The sequence below is a fragment of the Bacillus cereus group sp. MYBK108-1 genome (genome assembly GCF_051917185.1).
Taxonomy (GTDB): Bacteria; Bacillota; Bacilli; order Bacillales; family Bacillaceae_G; genus Bacillus_A; species Bacillus_A cereus.
In genome coordinates this window covers 47,861-63,216 of sequence record NZ_JBQAHZ010000014.1, presented here as the reverse complement: position 1 = coordinate 63,216, position 15,356 = coordinate 47,861, and the positions used below count along the sequence as shown (strand labels likewise).

Here is a 15,356-nt window from a genome sequence, read left to right as displayed (position 1 = left end):
TTTATGTAAACTAATTGTTAGGTATCTATAAAATAGAAAAACCACCCAAAGGAGGGTGGTTCGTATTATAAATAATTACTTAAAGAAGAAATCGGAACCTTCACCTCACTACCTTCCTTCATATTCCGCAACACAACAGTGTTTGTACTAAGTTCGTCTTCCCCAATAATAAGCACATAAGGGATATTCTCTTTATTGGCATAATTAAGGGCACGTTTTAATTTGCGTCCTGCTAGTTCTAGTTCGACTTTTAAGGAAGTGGTAGAACGTAATTGCTGGGCAATTTGTAAGCATTGTAACTCTGTCCCGAGTGGGATGATAAATAGATCCGCTGTAGATGAGATTGTTTCTTTCTGCGATAGTGCTGTATAAATAACGTCTAAACCGAATGAAATACCGACTGTTGGATAGTTCATATTATCACCACGGAATGCTCCGATAATGTTATCGTAACGGCCGCCGCTACCGATGCTAGATGTAATCGATCTATCTTTTAAAAAGATTTCATATACAGTACCTGTATACATTGTGAGTCCTCGCGCTAAAAACGGGTTGAATATCGTATTTTCATTTATTCCAAGGGCGATTAAATATTGCTGTAATTGTTGTAGTTCGTTTACTCCATCGGCAACGAGTGGATTATTGAAAGCTTCTTTAAAGTCAGCGATAGTAAGCTTTAGACAAGATAATACGGTATTACATATCGTATCAGCCATTTCTTCAGAAATTCCGCGCTCTAATACATCTTTTCGTACACCATCAATCCCAATCTTTTCGATTTTATCTAATGATAAAATGACGTCACTTGTTAACTCAGTAGGGATGTTAATAGACTCGAGAATACCGTTTAATAATTTTCGGTTATTATATTGGATCGTTACTTCTAAGTTTAACGTTTGGAACAGCTCAAACGCCATACTCATAAGCTCAGCTTCTGCCATGACAGACTCAACACCAACTATATCAACGTCGCATTGTATAAATTCACGAAATCTTCCTTGTTTAATAGGGCCATCTCGAAATACTTTCCCAATTTCATACCGTTTAAAAGGGAGGCGAATATTTGGATTCATCGCCACGACTTTTGCGAATGGAATTGTCAAATCGTATCGTAGGGCAAGTTCGCGTTTTCCTTGATCCTGAAGTGTATATATTTCTTTTAATATTTCATCACCACCGCCGTACTTGTATGACATAAGCTCATACATATTTAACGTTGGTGTCTCTAACGGTTTACAGCCATAACGTTCAAACGTATCCTCACATGCTCTTTTAATTTTATTTCGCAGCACTTGCTCCTCTGGTAAATAGTCTTTCGTTCCCTTTACATTTCTCATTTCCATCATAATCACTCCTTTTTCAAATTAAAAAAAGCTATGCAGGTATAAAAATACCCACATAGCTTTATGGACGCTTCGTGGGTCAACAGGAAAAGCCCTGTACCCACGAAGAAAAATTTTTCTTCGGATACACGGCGTTACGTATGATGATGAAGTTGGAAAGAAGTATTAAAATTTAGCATTGCAAATCTCTCCTTAACGTAAGTTTTTCCAAATTATATCAGATGATTTTTGAATTATCAATATTTTTAGTTTTGAAATATACGTGAAGTTATGTAGGAGAAATGGAAAAGGGTGTATAATAAAACTTAATAATATGAAATAACCTTTTAAGGAGATCACTATGAAAAAAGATAAAACAAATGCGATGCGAATATTAGATAAAGAAAAAATTGAATATTCGATGATGTCATATGATCCAGATGATGGGAAAATTGATGGCGTATCAGTAGCCGAGAAAATTGGACGAGAAGTGAGAGAAGTATATAAAACGCTAATCGCTCAAGGAAATAGTAAAAATTATCATGTGTTTATTATTCCGGTAGATGAGGAACTGAATTTAAAAGCTGCCGCAAAAGCAGTAAGTGAAAAGAAAATTGAAATGATTCCTGTTAAAGATATTACGAAAGTGTCAGGATATATTCGTGGTGGTTGTTCACCAGTCGGAATGAAGAAGTTATTTTCTACATGTATTGATGAAAGTGCCCAATCACTTGAAACGATGATAGTAAGTGGCGGGAAAATTGGTATACAAATTGAGCTTAAAGTAGATGACTTGGCGAAAGTGACGAGAGCGCAGTTTGGTGAGGTAACGAAGTAAATAGTGAGACTTGAAGGGATTTAGAATCCTTTTACAAATGGGAATGAAAAAAGGGATGTGTGAGACACATTCTTTTTTTATTTGTAGAGAAAAGAATTCATATTAGCATCGGATTTTTAATTTCTATATTAAATTTTATATATTTGAGCACAGTTTTCTTTAAATGCTTTTGAACAAATTATCAAATATGCATTATTGCATAAATAAATTTAAATTTATAAGTTAATATTAAACTACTTTTTAGTTGTAAAGAATATGTTAATAATCTTTATAAGAAAAGGATATTCCTTGTAAAAAGTGAAATTGTTTGGAATGTGAATAAACAAAAAGTTTAGAAGTGATACAGACTGGATAGAGTCTTGTATTAAATAAACAGAAAAGGGGAATGGGTTTCTAAAAGGTTTCGGGGGTTAGAAAGCACTTTTTAGTTAATAGCTTTAAATTATATTTTAAAGGGGAATGGGTATATGAAGTTTCGAAATACAAAGATTGCTATGGTTACACTATCTTCATTTTTTATTTTAGGTTCTGCATCTCTATCATTCACAGATACTATACACGGTGAAGTGGTTCCTGCATCAGCACAGGAGATTATTGTAAAAAATTATGACGATACATATTATAATAACGCAATAGGAAAAACGGGGTTAGAATTAAAGAAGGAATTGCATAATATTATTGATAATCATACAAAGTTATCATACAGTGCGGTTTGGGACGCGTTAAGAGATACTGATGAAGATCCAAATAATAAAAATAATGTGATACTCTTATATACTGGTCGTTCGCAAGGGAAACTTACGAATGGATCAGGAGTAAATAACTGGAACCGAGAGCATGTTTGGGCAAAATCTCACGGTGACTTTGGAACGACTGCAGGACCTGGAACAGATCTACATCATTTAAGAGCGACGGATGTATCTGTAAATAGTTCACGTGGAAATCTAGATTTTGATAACGGTGGTGTAAATCATTCTGAAGCGACAGAATGTAAATATGATAGTGATTCTTGGGAACCTCGTGATAGTGTAAAAGGAGATATTGCTAGAATGCTGTTTTATATGGCTGTTCGTTACGAGGGAGACAACGGCGAAATAGATTTAGAACTAAATGAAAAAGTGAATAACAATAAAGATCCATACATGGGGAAACTATCTGTCTTATTAAAATGGAATGAACAAGACCCGGTCGATGATTTAGAGCGAAAGCGTAATGAAGTGATTTTTACAAAATATCAACATAACCGCAACCCCTTTATTGATCATCCAGAATGGGTAAATAAAATCTGGAACTAAGATTTTTAAAGGTATTATATTTTGATAAAAGGGATTGATCATTATGATCAATCCCTTCTTATATTTTTACTAGAATAAATGATTTTTATAGGACTAGTGAGGGAAATAGAATAGATATTTATATGGAACGATAGTACTTATTTATCTAGTTAAGTATTTAGTAAGGTCCCCACTCAATATTCACCCCAACAATAAGAAAAACAAGTCCAATGATAAACCAAATGAGTGCAAGTGGAGCCATGAAACGAATCCATTTTCCATAAGAAATCCCGCTTGCTGCGAGAACGCCCATTAAAACACCGGAAGTTGGATTTAAGCAGTTTACTACACCTTCTCCGAGCATAACAGCCTGTACTGTAACTTGGCGTGTAATGTGCATGAAATCAGCTAATGGAGCTAATATCGGAATAAAAATAACCGATTCTCCTGTCCCGGATGAAATAAGGAAATGTAATGCAGCACTACTTACGTACATACCGATAACGCCAAATACAGGGCTTTGTCCTTCAAGAGACTGTGCGAGCTGGTTAACGATAGTATCAAGTAATTTGCCTTGTTCTAAAATGACTGAAATACAGCGAGCCATTCCGACAATTAAAGCACCATAGATAAGGTTTTGGCAGCCAGTTAGAAAAGTAGAAGCGATATCGTTTGCTTTCATGCCACCTATTATTCCGGCTGTAATTGCTATGAAAATAAAAGTAGCGGTCATTTCTGCGTCCGTCCAATGCAGACGAAAAGCGCCTATTAAAAATGCAATTAATGATAAAGCTGAAACGAGTAAAATTAATTTATGACGTATCGTCCAAGGAACTTCCTTTTTCTCTGCTTCTTTTTCGCTTGAAAGAGCGTTACTTGGAAACCAGTTGTCGCCAAGGATGCTTCCTTTATTCGATTTTTTCAAGCGCTTTACATACCAATTTATATATAGAATGGTAGCAAGTAAAAAAGATATATAAATTGCTGTGCGTAAACCAATTCCCGAAAACATCGGAAGTTCTGCGATCTTTTGTGAAATGCCTAAAGGTGAGGGGGATAAAATAGTAGCATTAAAACCAGCATAAGTGCCTAAATAAATAATTGCTACGCCAACGATAGCGTCCCATTTTAATGTGCGGGCAACGATGATGCCGATAGGGATAAAGCCGATAACTGAGTTAACGATAATGCCAGTCGTTCCGAGAATGGAAAAGAGTGCGGCGACAATACATATGAAAAGTAATTGCTGATTACGAAATTTGTTAATAACATGATAGATTAAACCGTCAAGGGCACCTGTCTTTTCAAGAATTGCAATGGCTCCACCTGTAAATAAAATTAGAAAGATAATAGGAGCAGCAAGTGTCATTCCTTTTTCAATAGCGGTAAAAAAAGAAACAAATCCTACAGGTGATTGCGGAACAGAATGGTAGCTACCTGGTATTGTCGTTGTAACGGTCCCGTTTGTAACCCTTTTAAATTCTCCAGCAGGAACGAAATAAGTAGCAATGGCGCAAAGTAAGGCAATAAAAAATAGCAGTACGTACGCATCAGGCATTTTAAACTTTGGTTTACTAGGTTGTTTTTTTGCCTCAGTTTGTATTTGCATAAAATCCCTCCTTCTTCACTTGGTTAATTTTTAATATTCTGAATTTAATCTGTGAAATAGATTATAATAAAGGTAGCTTCTTAAGGCAATAGTTTTTGTATCCTTTTCCCGCACGTACAAATTATTGCAATATTAGACAGGGAAACGATAATAAGCCAAGAATATGTTATGTAGAAAGAAAAAGGAAAAGAGGGAACAAGATGTGGAAAACTACTGATCTATGTGATGAATTTGAAAAGGAATTACAAATATGTCGCCAGTCTTTTCGGTCTTTTGGGAAGAAAGAACAATTCCACGGGAAAATTGCAACTGTAAAAGTGAAAGATGATAATGTACTAGTGAAGGAAGGATTGCAAACATTACCAGAAGGAACAGTATTAGTTGTTGATGGAGGAGCGTCTACGAATTGTGCGTTACTTGGTGATAATTTGGCAGCTATTGCGGAAGAAAGAAAGCTAGCAGGAATTATTGTGAATGGGTATGTTCGTGATTCTAGTGAACTAAAGAATATTAATATTGGTATTTTAGCGTTAGGAACGATGCCAAATAGAAGTGTGAAAGAAGGAAAAGGAGAACGAAATATTTCATTGCACTTTGGACAAGTGGATTGGAATCCAAATGAATATGTCTATGCGGATGAAGATGGCGTCATTATTAGTGAAAAGAGTTTACATCGTTAAGAGTTAATAAGTTATTATTCTTAGAAAATAAATCCGATAAAGCATGGACAAAATTCTTTGTCAATAGTAAAATAATACAGAAATTTAAAATTTACAGAATGTATAGGTTTATCGTTTTACGATAACTTAAATGGAAGTAAGTTGTGCCTAGAAAAGTGAATGTTATCACAATGATACGTTCATGAACAAAATTATTTTTCCTATACAAATATAGCCGCGAATGATGCGGGTAGGAGGTGTTGTACATTTTTGTTCGACACTTACAAAAAGAGAGTGTCAATCGCACGCCCTTGAAGGGCCTTTTTTTGTGTAAATGGTAGTAAGGGAGGAAATTTTGGGATGGCAATGTTGAAAAAGTGGCTGCTTACGTCGTTAATGGCAGTGACACTTGTATTTGTTTCTTTTGCGAATACAGTACATATTACGTTTGCTGAAGGAAATACAGCAAAACTTGCAATTATTGGGGAATCACAAAAGGGCATTATGTTATGTCCGAAAGAAGAGCAAATTAAAGATGGGGAAACAGCTTTAAGTTTGCTGCAAAAGGTCATGGGGGACAAAGTAGAATCTGAAACGATGTCGTTTGGAACATATGTAAAAGGAATCGATGGTTTAATGGCCGGGGCTACAAGTGGTTGGACATACGATGTAAATGATACATCTGCACAAGTTGGGGCAGATAGTTATAAATTAGAGTCTGGTGATGTGGTTGTATTCCGTTTTGTTTCAGACTGGAGCAATATGAGCCAGGAAACATTGAAAGAAACGTTAGATAAGTTCGGAACGTGTAAAACAGAAGAAACTAACGGTGGCAAAACAGAAGAACCAAAATCAGAAGGTCAAGATGATAAAACGCCAGATGGGAAAAACCAGGGTGACCAAGACGGTAAAACGCCAGATGGGAAAAACCAGGGTGACCAAGACGGTAAAACGCCAGATGGGAAAAACCAAGGTGACCAAGACGGTAAAACGCCAGATGGGAAAAACCAAGGTGACCAAGATAGTAAAAAACCAGAACAACCAAAGCAAGAGAATGTTCAAATTCCAGCGAAGCAATTAGAGGAAGCAATCTCAAAAACATCTGAAAAAATGTTACAAGATGGAATTGAAAGTGACTGGGTAGCTGTAGCGCTTTCTCGTTCTGGAAAGAATGTGCCAATTGAGGCAAAATTAAATTATGTTAAGTCAGTAACTGAAAAAGTAGAAAAGCGCATTAATCGTTTTTCAGCGACAGATTTAGCTAGAACAATTATTATGATGAATGCAATGAGTGCAGACCCTAAAAATGTAGGTGGACATAATTTAGTTCAAAAATTGTATGAGTCAGATAAAGTGAATTCTGTTACAGGTTATGCATTTGCTTTACTTGCATTTGATACGAAGAAGTATGAGATTCCAGTTGAATCAAAATGGAACAGAGTTGCTCTAGTGGAAGCACTGTTAAATAATCAGCATACAGACGGTGGATGGACTTATAATAGTTCAGGTAGTAAAGATAGTGCTAGTAGTGTTGATGTAACAGGTATGGTTTTATCAGCATTAGCTCCTTATCAAGAGCGATCAGATGTGAAACCAGCTATACAAAAAGCTATTGCGTATTTATATAACGAACAGCTGCAAAATGGCGGTTTTTCAGCTGATGGACAAGAAAATTCAAATAGTACTGCGCAAGCAATTATTGGATTATCTCTTGTTAAAGATGTAGATCAAAATCGTCTTCATAAGGCAATGCAAAACCTATTATCATATCAACTTTCAAATGGTGAATTTAAATGGTTACCAAGTGATCAAAATGGTAACGGAATGGCTACAGAACAGGCTCTTTTAGCATTACTTCAATTTAAGGAAATGGGAAAATCTATTTATGATTGGTCTAATGTAGACGCTGGTGATGTAATTAAGCCAAAACCGATTGAAGAGCCAGAAAAGGTCGTTGAACCAGAAAATAATGTAGTAGAAAAAGAAGTTACTGAAGAACCGAAAGAACAAAAACAAGTACAACAAGAAACAAAAGATGAAAATCTAAAAGTAGTTGTAGATAACGAACCGGTTAAGAATAAAAAAATCGGAAACGGTAACAGTCTACCAAAAACAGGAGCATCTTCTCATAGTCCAGCAACAGAAGTAGGTATGGGTGTATTATGTATTGCTTCTGCATATGTATTATGGAGACGTAAAGCAGCTTAACAAAAAATTAGGAGCAATTATTTGCTCCTAATTTTCGTATGAAAGGTGAGAGATAGGATGAGTAAGGTGAAATGGTTCATTTCTTTACTGCTTTCGCTCGGGCTACTTGCCGGATGTGAAGAGGCAGCTGTAAAGCCTGAGAAGAAGGTAGAACCGAAGCAAGAAGAGGTAGCGAAACAAGAAGTACAAAAAGATGAAGCGAAGCCGGAAGAAAAAACAGAAGAAAAGCAAGCTGAATCAGAGCAAAAGCAGCAAGAAGAGCAGAAAGAGAAACAAGAACAAAAAGTAGAAGAGAAGGCGAAAGAGGAAAAGCCGCAGGCACAACCAGAGGTAAAGAAAGAAGAGAAACAACAGGAACAACCGAAAGAACAGCCGGCTGTAAATAAGCAACCAGAGCAGCAACAAGCACAAGAAGAGAAACAACAACCGAAAGCACCAGAAGTAAAAGAAGAAGCAAAGGTTGTGAATCAGCCGAAAGAAACACCGAAGCAGGAGCAAAAAGTTGATCCGAATAAAGCGGAGAAAACGATACCGGCTCCGGCAGTACCAAAACCTGAACCACCAAAAACAGATCCAGTACCAGTACCGAAACCACAAGCAAAACAAGTAACAATCTCGGTAAAAGGAAATAACGGATATATAATGGGTGCGAAAAAGATGGATGTACAAGATGGCGATACTGTGTATAAAGTATTACAACGTACAGGATTAGATGTTGATGCAAGCGGATCTAGAGATAGTATTTATGTAAAAGGTATTAATGATTTATATGAAAAAGATATTGCGGATACTAGTGGATGGAAATATCGTGTGAACGGTGCTTTTCCAAACCATAGTGCTGGTGTAGCTACGGTAAAACCAGGAGATACAATTGAGTGGGTATACGTATTACAATAAGAAAGGCATTCGGTAAAGGGCTATGAAAATAAGTTTTTCTTCTTTACATCCTTTTGTGAATTTTTTCTATTATATCGGGGTGATGATACTATGTACGATGTGTCTTCATCCTCTTTTTTTAATTGGAGCAATAGTATTAATTATTATGTTAAATGTGATGCAAGGAAATAGCGAAAAGATAAGAAAGATGTTACCGAGCACAATTGTTTTCTTTTTTATGGTGATTTTATTTAATTCTTTATTAACGCATAGAGGTCGAACTACGTTATTTTGGTTAGGTGATAGCCGTATTAAGCTTGAGGCGATTATGTTTGGAATAGTAATGGGGTTATTACTAGTTGCAGTTATGTTTACGTTTGCGTCATACAATGATATTATTTCCAGTCATAAATTTTTATATTTGTTTTCAAGAATTTCACCGAAAGTTGCATTGTTAACGATGATTACAGTGAGATTTGTTCCTTTGTTTATTAGAAGATTACAGAAAATAACACTCGTCCAAAAAACGAAAGGTGTGCAGGTAGATTCAGGTTCGATAATAGAACGCGTCAAAAATGGTATGCAATTGCTGCAAGTATTATTAATTTGTTCATTAGAAGATGCACTGCAGACGGCAGATTCTATGCAAGCTCGTGGATTTGGTGTAACGAAGCGTACGACGTATATTCGCTATAGAATGGAAAGGCGTGATTGGTATACGCTCAGTTATTTAATCATTTTATTTATAGCTGCTATTGTATGTAGTAATTATGGCGGAGGGAAATTGATTATTTATCCGAAAGTCGAATCTATTTTATTCCAGCAATACGATGGAATGATGTTTGTATTATTTACACTGTTTATTAGTTTACCAATTATGATGGAAGGAAGGGAATGGATATGGTGGCGCATGCAGAAATAAACAATTTATCATTTGTATATGCTGATGAAAATAAAAAAGCGTTACAGCATATTTCTCTTTCTGTTCAAAAAGGTGAGTTTATTGCACTTGCTGGAGGATCGGGATCTGGGAAGACGACGTTATTAAAACATTTTAAAAAGGAGTTACTTCCAATTGGTACGCGTTCTGGAGAGATATTTTATGAGGGTGTTTTAATAGAGGAAGTAGCTGATTTGTTATCTGCCCAAGAAATTGGGATGGTATTTCAAAACCCAGAAAACCAGATTGTTATGGATACAGTGATTCAAGAATTAGCATTTTCTTTAGAAAATATCGGATTACCATCACATATTATTCAAAAAAGAATAGCAGAGCTTATTAGCTTTTTAGGATTTCAAGATTTATTGCATCAATCTGTTCACACGTTATCTGGTGGGCAGAAGCAGCTTGTCAATTTAGCTGCGGTATTAGTTATGCAGCCGAAATTGCTATTATTAGATGAACCGACAGCGCAGTTAGATCCAATCGCTGCAAAAGAGTTTTTAGGATTATTAAAACGGATTAATGAAGAACTTGGAATTACGATTATTTTAAGTGAACATCGTTTAGATGAAGTTATCCCGCTTGCAACACGCGTTGTTTGTATGGATAATGGCCGTATTATGTATGATGGTAGTCCTAAAATTGTTATTACGGATATGTGGGGAGTAGAAACATTCCGTCCATTTATTCCGCAAATTCCAAGGCTATTTTTAGAGTGGAATGTGAGAGATATCCCGTTTACAGTGCGAGAGGCGCAAATGAAAATGAATGATTTTGCAGCGATATCATATGTAAATGACCCAATAGCACAAAGTGAAAAGCAAGAGGTAATTTTAAGCGCAGAGCATATTTCGTTCCAATATGAAAAAAATAGTCCGCTTATTTTACGTGATTTATCAGTTTCGATTGAAAAAGGAAAATGGGTAGCGCTCGTTGGGAAGAACGGTACAGGTAAGACTACACTGTTAACGATTTTAGCAGGATTACAAAAAGCGAGAAGAGGAAAAGTAAAGTGGAACGGAAAAGTGGTACATAAAATCGATTCGAAAGAACGGTTTAAAAGTATTGGGTATGTATCGCAGCATCCGTATTACCATTTTACATTTGATACAGTATGGGACGAGGTTTATGAACGTGCGCGTGAATTATATGGAGAACAAGGAAAAGAAATAGCAGAAGATACGCTAAAACAGTTTTGGTTGTACTCGCTTAAAGAACGCCATCCGCATGATTGTAGCGGAGGAGAGCAACAATTACTTGCGTTATGTACGACGTTATTATCAAAGCCAACGATATTATTACTTGATGAACCGACAAAGGGATTGGATCCATGGAAGAAAGAAAGAGTAGGAGAACTATTTAGGAAGCTGCAAAAAGAAGGTACAACAATTGTAATGGCAACGCATGATATTGAGTTTGCAGCGAAATACGTGGATCAATGTATGATGTTATTTGATGGAACAGTCATTATGAATGATGCACCGAAAGAATTTTTTAGCGGCAACTTCTTTTATACAACATCTATTAATCGATTCATTCGAAAAGAATTGCCATATGCATTAACGTGGGAGGATGTGTACGAAGCTTGTCCAAACGATATGTTGCATTCATAATATGTATCTTTGCAGTAATAATCGGCACATTACTCTTTACGACACTTGTCATGGACGGTTATTACATGTTAAGTAGTTTGTTTCTATTAGCGGTTATTATGTTACCTTTCTATATCCGTTTTGAAAGAAAGGCGTTTGTTTCACGTGAAATTGTTCTCGTTGCTGTATTAGCGGCAATTGCAGCAGTAAGCCGGGTGCCATTTTCTATTTTACCAAGTGTACAACCAACTTCTTTTGTCATTATCGTTTCTGCAATTGTATTTGGAAGTGAAACTGGTTTTATGATTGGTGCTACAGCAGCAATCGTATCTAATATTTTTTTAGGACAAGGTCCATGGACACCGTGGCAAATGTTTTCGTGGGGCATGATTGGTTTTATAGCAGGTTTACTTCGTAATACATTTTTTATGAAAAAGCTATGGGGGAGACTTCTTTACGGAGTAATTGTTGGCTTTTTATTTGGCTGGATTATGAATTTCTGGGGCCTTCTCGGTTTTATACGAGAAGCAACATGGGAAACTGTCATTTCGTATTATATCGCAAGTTTTTACTTTGATTTGAGCCATGCGATTTCGAATGTTATTTTCTTATTACTATTTAGTACTTCATGGATTACGATTCTTACAAGATTTAAAAAGAAATACGGTATATTAGATGAGCATAACGTGACATAGAAAAGCATACTCATATAAGGTAGGGTCGCGACTTACATATTCGTTTGCCTCTTTCATGCTTCTTACATAATGTAAGGAGCATTTTTTTGTCAAAAAATCGATTCAATATGCATCCGCTATTATATAAAATTATTTGTATAATTGTAGGTGAGAACTTTTTTCAAAAGGGAGGTGTATAGTTAATGAAGTTAGTTATTCCGAAGCAACATGGTGCATGGGCCATGCTTGTTATTCCTTTTTTATTAAGTGTCATACTTGGGAAACCTACTATTTATCATATTCCATTGTTTTTAGCGTGGTTCTTTATCTATTTAGCTACGTACCCATTTCTTACGTACATAAAGCAAAGACGAAAAAAAGAGTTTTTACAAGTTGCCATTGTTTATTTCAGCATTGCGTTCCTATTTGGGATGATTTCTTTATTATATGAGTGGCGAATTCTTTTATTCGTAATAGTAATGATTCCATTATTTATAGTGAATATGTATTACGCTCGTCAAAAAAATGAAAGAGCACTATTAAATGATATTTGTGCGATTATTGTGTTTTGTATCGGTGGGTTAATTAGTTATTCCTTTTCAATGAAGCAAATCGATCATACAGCATTATTCATTGCGCTTATTTCATTTTTATACTTTTTAGGTAGTACGTTCTATGTGAAAACGATGATTCGTGAAAAAAATAACCCGAAGTATCGTCTTATATCTTGGGGATATCATATCGTATTAACGATAATCATATTTGTGATTAATCCGTGGTGTTCTCTTATTTTTATACCAAGTGTCATTCGAGCAATTGTGTTGTATGGCAAAAAAATTTCTATTATAAAAGTAGGAATTTTAGAAATTGCTAATTCTGTATATTTTTTAATCATAACGGCAATAATTATGAAGTATGCCATTTGAAAAAACTTCCCATCAATTGATGGGAAGTTTTTAATCTTTTTCTAAAATGTGAACGGTGTACTCGCAACGTTGAATAGCTTGTTCAACAGCATAAAGTGATTGTTCAATACGAGCGCGATTAAAATCTTTTTCAACTGTTTCGAGCGCTTCTTCTAAACAATTTTTAGCTTCTTGTAATGATTGAAAAGAATCTTGTACATATCCGCGAGCATTTTGATGCATTTCATAATCCTCCTTGCATGTTCGTATATGGGTAGTATGAACAGTAAGGAAGAAAATATAATTTGTTATATTTATTATATTTGTTTGACAATTAAAGTGGAATTACGTATAGTAAGAATTAAGTGAATATTTTCTTATCCAGAGAGGTGGAGGGACTGGCCCGATGAAACCCAGCAACCGCGATGCAGGTGCTAATTCCAGCAGAACATATTTGTTCTGGGAGATAAGACGAAGATATATACGTAACTTCTTCTTATCGGAGAGGTTTTTTTATTGCAAAAAAACCGATTACGAAAATTTATATTAAGAAGAAAGGGGTTGCGCATTACTGTGACACTCGAAAAATACGTAAAACTGCGTAGTACAGTTTATGAATATATGATAGAGCAAGATAAGCCGATATCATTGTTAGATATTCAAGAACATATCGTTTCGCATCATGAAGGAAAATTCACGAAAAAGATGTTGCATCAATTTTATTTATCAAGATTATTAGACGAACTAAAACTGGATGGGAAAATTACATTAGCTGATGAATATCTCTATGCTGAAAAAGGGGTATTGTATAAGGCGAGAAAAGGGAGCTAAGCTCTCTTTTTTTCTTAAAATAACGGAGTATGTAGAGTAAAAGACTGCTAAAGCAGCCTGATACAGGGAATGGTGTTGAGTGTGTAGTGTCAAAAATTGAATGTGCCTGAAAGAGGCAATTCATATCGGCTGCAAATGAAAAGAGACACCTTCGCCGAATAGGTGTCAGTCGTTTTGTCACGTAGACTTGCTACTTAACAGTAATTAGAATAACATGCAGGATTTTTGAAGTCAAAAGGGAATTAAAGGAAGAGGTGTTGTTATGTATGCTTATTTAATAAAAGAACTATATAGGCATATCCCGAAATATATTATTGATAGAGGATATGAATATTATGAAGATGGACATGTAGAAGATGTTGAAATACATGATAATAAAGTATTTGCATTTGTAACTGGAAATGCAGGGAATTATGAAGTGGTCATCGATCTCGAAGATTTTTCAGAAAGTAATTGTGAGTGTCCCTATGAAAATTATTGTAAGCATATGGCGGCGGTCGTTTATGATATGCAAGATGCCGGTGAGAGTAAGGTGAAAGAGAAACTGAAAGATTTAGAAAAGGAAGAGTTACTCACAGTATTAAATCGTTTATTACAAAGTTCGAAAAACGTGCAAATTGTAGAGAAGATGTTAAAGAAGGGGAAACTTTAACTTATAAAGGGAGTTGTTTTGTAGTGAATGTACTCATTGTATACGCTCATCCTAGTCCTTCAAGTTTTAATGCGGCGATTTTCAATCATGTGCAAAAAGGACTACAGGAAACAAATCATTCAGTTACCGTACTTGATTTATACAAAGAACAATTTGATCCAGTCCTCGTATTCAATGAAGAGAAGAAAAGACGTGATTTAGTAAATGAAGAGGAAACAGCTCGGTACAGAACGTTAGTAGAAGAAGCAGATACACTTCTATTCATCTATCCAATATGGTGGTGGGGGATGCCAGCAATTTTAAAAGGATTTATTGATCGTATTTTCGTAGCTGGATTTGCTTATAAATATGAAGGGGCTCTGCCGAAAGGCTTATTGAAAGGTAAGAAGGCGTGGGTGATTAATACGCTAGATTCACCGTTATGGTACGTCGCACTATTATATCGATCAGCAGATTGGATTATGATGAAGAGAGGTGTTTTACGTTTTTGTGGCATTCGCGATATAAAACGTTCAGTGTTTCAATCTGTGAAAACGAGTAAAGTATCAAAGCGTGAAAAATGGTTATTACAAATAGAAGAAAAGGCTCGTACATTATGAATGAAGTCGACCGTATTATAAACTGTGTTCAGTATGATGGCGAACTTTTTCGGAAGTATGTTACGTGTTTACTTCAATTGAAAAAATGCAGCGAAACATTTCAGCAAATTCAAATAGAGTTAAGAAATGAGTATTTAATAAGAGGAATTTGTGAAAGAGAAGTAGATGAGGTAGTACGGGGAAGTAAAGAATATGAAACATATTTTCTTCCTAAAGCGTTACAGTGGAATTTTTTGAGGGAACATCCACACCTGATCGGAAAAATTTGCGAAGATTTTTTTTTATTTGAGTCATTACATCTTACGGAGTCAGAGTGGGAGAAGATTATAAATTGCGTGGGAAATAAGTGATTTATTATGTAAAAAAGCTAGTAT

General features: G+C 35.5%; 16 protein-coding genes and 1 riboswitch. Of the genes, 13 read left to right on the top strand and 3 right to left on the bottom strand.

Translation table 11 applies throughout. The features are described 5' to 3' along the window. Positions 1-65 precede the first annotated feature (65 nt). A complete protein-coding gene (locus ACTFSL_RS18950; protein WP_440042212.1) occupies positions 66-1,343 on the bottom strand; it encodes a histidine--tRNA ligase in 1,278 nt (425 codons plus the stop codon). A 340-nt stretch (positions 1,344-1,683) separates the two neighbouring features. On the opposite strand from ACTFSL_RS18950, the gene ybaK reads away from it, so the two are divergent. Together ybaK and ACTFSL_RS18940 are read left to right on the top strand one after the other, a co-directional pair. Beyond that, the gene (ybaK, locus tag ACTFSL_RS18945; RefSeq protein ID WP_000710860.1) at positions 1,684-2,160 is read left to right on the top strand and encodes a Cys-tRNA(Pro) deacylase; all 477 of its coding nucleotides are present in this window, start codon (positions 1,684-1,686) and stop codon (positions 2,158-2,160) included. A gap of 467 nt (positions 2,161-2,627) precedes the next feature. Further along, positions 2,628-3,455: an endonuclease I family protein gene (locus ACTFSL_RS18940; RefSeq protein WP_000672192.1), complete on the top strand. Its 828-nt coding sequence runs from the start codon at positions 2,628-2,630 to the stop codon at positions 3,453-3,455. Positions 3,456-3,612: 157 nt separating this feature from the next. On the opposite strand, the gene ACTFSL_RS18935 is transcribed toward ACTFSL_RS18940, so the two are convergent. Next, positions 3,613-5,043 (bottom strand): YfcC family protein, encoded by a 1,431-nt coding sequence (locus ACTFSL_RS18935; protein ID WP_001166966.1) that lies wholly within the window; start codon positions 5,041-5,043, stop codon positions 3,613-3,615. 200 nt (positions 5,044-5,243) lie between these two features. Between ACTFSL_RS18935 and rraA the strand changes: the two genes are divergently transcribed. From rraA to ACTFSL_RS18900, 7 genes are all read left to right on the top strand, one after another. Next, entirely contained in the window at positions 5,244-5,723 is a 480-nt protein-coding gene (gene rraA / locus ACTFSL_RS18930) for a ribonuclease E activity regulator RraA (RefSeq protein ID WP_000266037.1), read from the top strand. Positions 5,724-6,062: 339 nt separating this feature from the next. Beyond that, positions 6,063-7,910: a DUF4430 domain-containing protein gene (locus tag ACTFSL_RS18925; protein ID WP_440042210.1), complete on the top strand. Its 1,848-nt coding sequence runs from the start codon at positions 6,063-6,065 to the stop codon at positions 7,908-7,910. A gap of 57 nt (positions 7,911-7,967) precedes the next feature. Beyond that, positions 7,968-8,807 carry a DUF4430 domain-containing protein gene (locus tag ACTFSL_RS18920; protein ID WP_135277550.1) on the top strand — a complete coding sequence of 280 codons (840 nt, stop codon included), beginning with the start codon at positions 7,968-7,970 and terminating at the stop codon, positions 8,805-8,807. Between the two features lie 22 nt (positions 8,808-8,829). Further along, the gene (locus ACTFSL_RS18915; protein WP_135277548.1) at positions 8,830-9,708 is read left to right on the top strand and encodes an energy-coupling factor transporter transmembrane component T; all 879 of its coding nucleotides are present in this window, start codon (positions 8,830-8,832) and stop codon (positions 9,706-9,708) included. Further along, complete coding sequence (locus tag ACTFSL_RS18910; RefSeq protein WP_440042209.1) at positions 9,681-11,342, top strand: ABC transporter ATP-binding protein; 1,662 nt, start codon at positions 9,681-9,683, stop codon at positions 11,340-11,342. Before ACTFSL_RS18915 ends, ACTFSL_RS18910 begins: the two co-directional genes overlap by 28 nt. Continuing rightward, positions 11,315-12,016, top strand: a complete 702-nt coding sequence (locus ACTFSL_RS18905) for an ECF transporter S component (protein ID WP_000044904.1) — start codon at positions 11,315-11,317, stop codon at positions 12,014-12,016. Before ACTFSL_RS18910 ends, ACTFSL_RS18905 begins: the two co-directional genes overlap by 28 nt. A gap of 182 nt (positions 12,017-12,198) precedes the next feature. After that, the gene (locus ACTFSL_RS18900) at positions 12,199-12,921 is read left to right on the top strand and encodes a YwiC-like family protein (protein WP_000779988.1); all 723 of its coding nucleotides are present in this window, start codon (positions 12,199-12,201) and stop codon (positions 12,919-12,921) included. Positions 12,922-12,951: 30 nt separating this feature from the next. On the opposite strand, the gene ACTFSL_RS18895 is transcribed toward ACTFSL_RS18900, so the two are convergent. Then, the gene (locus ACTFSL_RS18895) at positions 12,952-13,143 is read right to left on the bottom strand and encodes a hypothetical protein (protein WP_000554032.1); all 192 of its coding nucleotides are present in this window, start codon (positions 13,141-13,143) and stop codon (positions 12,952-12,954) included. 131 nt (positions 13,144-13,274) lie between these two features. After that, positions 13,275-13,373, top strand: a riboswitch (SAM riboswitch). A 100-nt stretch (positions 13,374-13,473) separates the two neighbouring features. Between ACTFSL_RS18895 and ACTFSL_RS18890 the strand changes: the two genes are divergently transcribed. The 4 genes from ACTFSL_RS18890 (at position 13,474) to ACTFSL_RS18875 (ending at position 15,332) form a co-directional block, all read left to right on the top strand. After that, a complete protein-coding gene (locus tag ACTFSL_RS18890; RefSeq protein WP_000171476.1) occupies positions 13,474-13,731 on the top strand; it encodes a hypothetical protein in 258 nt (85 codons plus the stop codon). 262 nt (positions 13,732-13,993) lie between these two features. After that, a complete protein-coding gene (locus ACTFSL_RS18885) occupies positions 13,994-14,383 on the top strand; it encodes an SWIM zinc finger family protein (protein WP_062923344.1) in 390 nt (129 codons plus the stop codon). Between the two features lie 23 nt (positions 14,384-14,406). Then, positions 14,407-14,982, top strand: a complete 576-nt coding sequence (locus tag ACTFSL_RS18880) for an NAD(P)H-dependent oxidoreductase (protein WP_440042207.1) — start codon at positions 14,407-14,409, stop codon at positions 14,980-14,982. Beyond that, positions 14,979-15,332, top strand: a complete 354-nt coding sequence (locus tag ACTFSL_RS18875; RefSeq protein ID WP_440042206.1) for a group-specific protein — start codon at positions 14,979-14,981, stop codon at positions 15,330-15,332. The genes ACTFSL_RS18880 and ACTFSL_RS18875 overlap by 4 nt, the downstream gene beginning before the upstream one ends. The last annotated feature ends 24 nt before the right edge of the window (positions 15,333-15,356 follow it).

Excerpts from the sequence above, each read along its gene's own strand:
- ACTFSL_RS18950 (WP_440042212.1), bottom strand. The coding sequence starts at position 1,343 with ATGGAAATGAGAAATGTAAAGGGAACGAAAGACTATTTACCAGAGGAG.
- ybaK (WP_000710860.1), top strand. The coding sequence starts at position 1,684 with ATGAAAAAAGATAAAACAAATGCGATGCGAATATTAGATAAAGAAAAA.
- ACTFSL_RS18940 (WP_000672192.1), top strand. The coding sequence starts at position 2,628 with ATGAAGTTTCGAAATACAAAGATTGCTATGGTTACACTATCTTCATTT.
- ACTFSL_RS18935 (WP_001166966.1), bottom strand. The coding sequence starts at position 5,043 with ATGCAAATACAAACTGAGGCAAAAAAACAACCTAGTAAACCAAAGTTT.
- rraA (WP_000266037.1), top strand. The coding sequence starts at position 5,244 with ATGTGGAAAACTACTGATCTATGTGATGAATTTGAAAAGGAATTACAA.
- ACTFSL_RS18925 (WP_440042210.1), top strand. The coding sequence starts at position 6,063 with ATGGCAATGTTGAAAAAGTGGCTGCTTACGTCGTTAATGGCAGTGACA.
- ACTFSL_RS18920 (WP_135277550.1), top strand. The coding sequence starts at position 7,968 with ATGAGTAAGGTGAAATGGTTCATTTCTTTACTGCTTTCGCTCGGGCTA.
- ACTFSL_RS18915 (WP_135277548.1), top strand. The coding sequence starts at position 8,830 with ATGAAAATAAGTTTTTCTTCTTTACATCCTTTTGTGAATTTTTTCTAT.
- ACTFSL_RS18910 (WP_440042209.1), top strand. The coding sequence starts at position 9,681 with ATGGATATGGTGGCGCATGCAGAAATAAACAATTTATCATTTGTATAT.
- ACTFSL_RS18900 (WP_000779988.1), top strand. The coding sequence starts at position 12,199 with ATGAAGTTAGTTATTCCGAAGCAACATGGTGCATGGGCCATGCTTGTT.
- ACTFSL_RS18895 (WP_000554032.1), bottom strand. The coding sequence starts at position 13,143 with ATGCATCAAAATGCTCGCGGATATGTACAAGATTCTTTTCAATCATTA.
- ACTFSL_RS18885 (WP_062923344.1), top strand. The coding sequence starts at position 13,994 with ATGTATGCTTATTTAATAAAAGAACTATATAGGCATATCCCGAAATAT.
- ACTFSL_RS18875 (WP_440042206.1), top strand. The coding sequence starts at position 14,979 with ATGAATGAAGTCGACCGTATTATAAACTGTGTTCAGTATGATGGCGAA.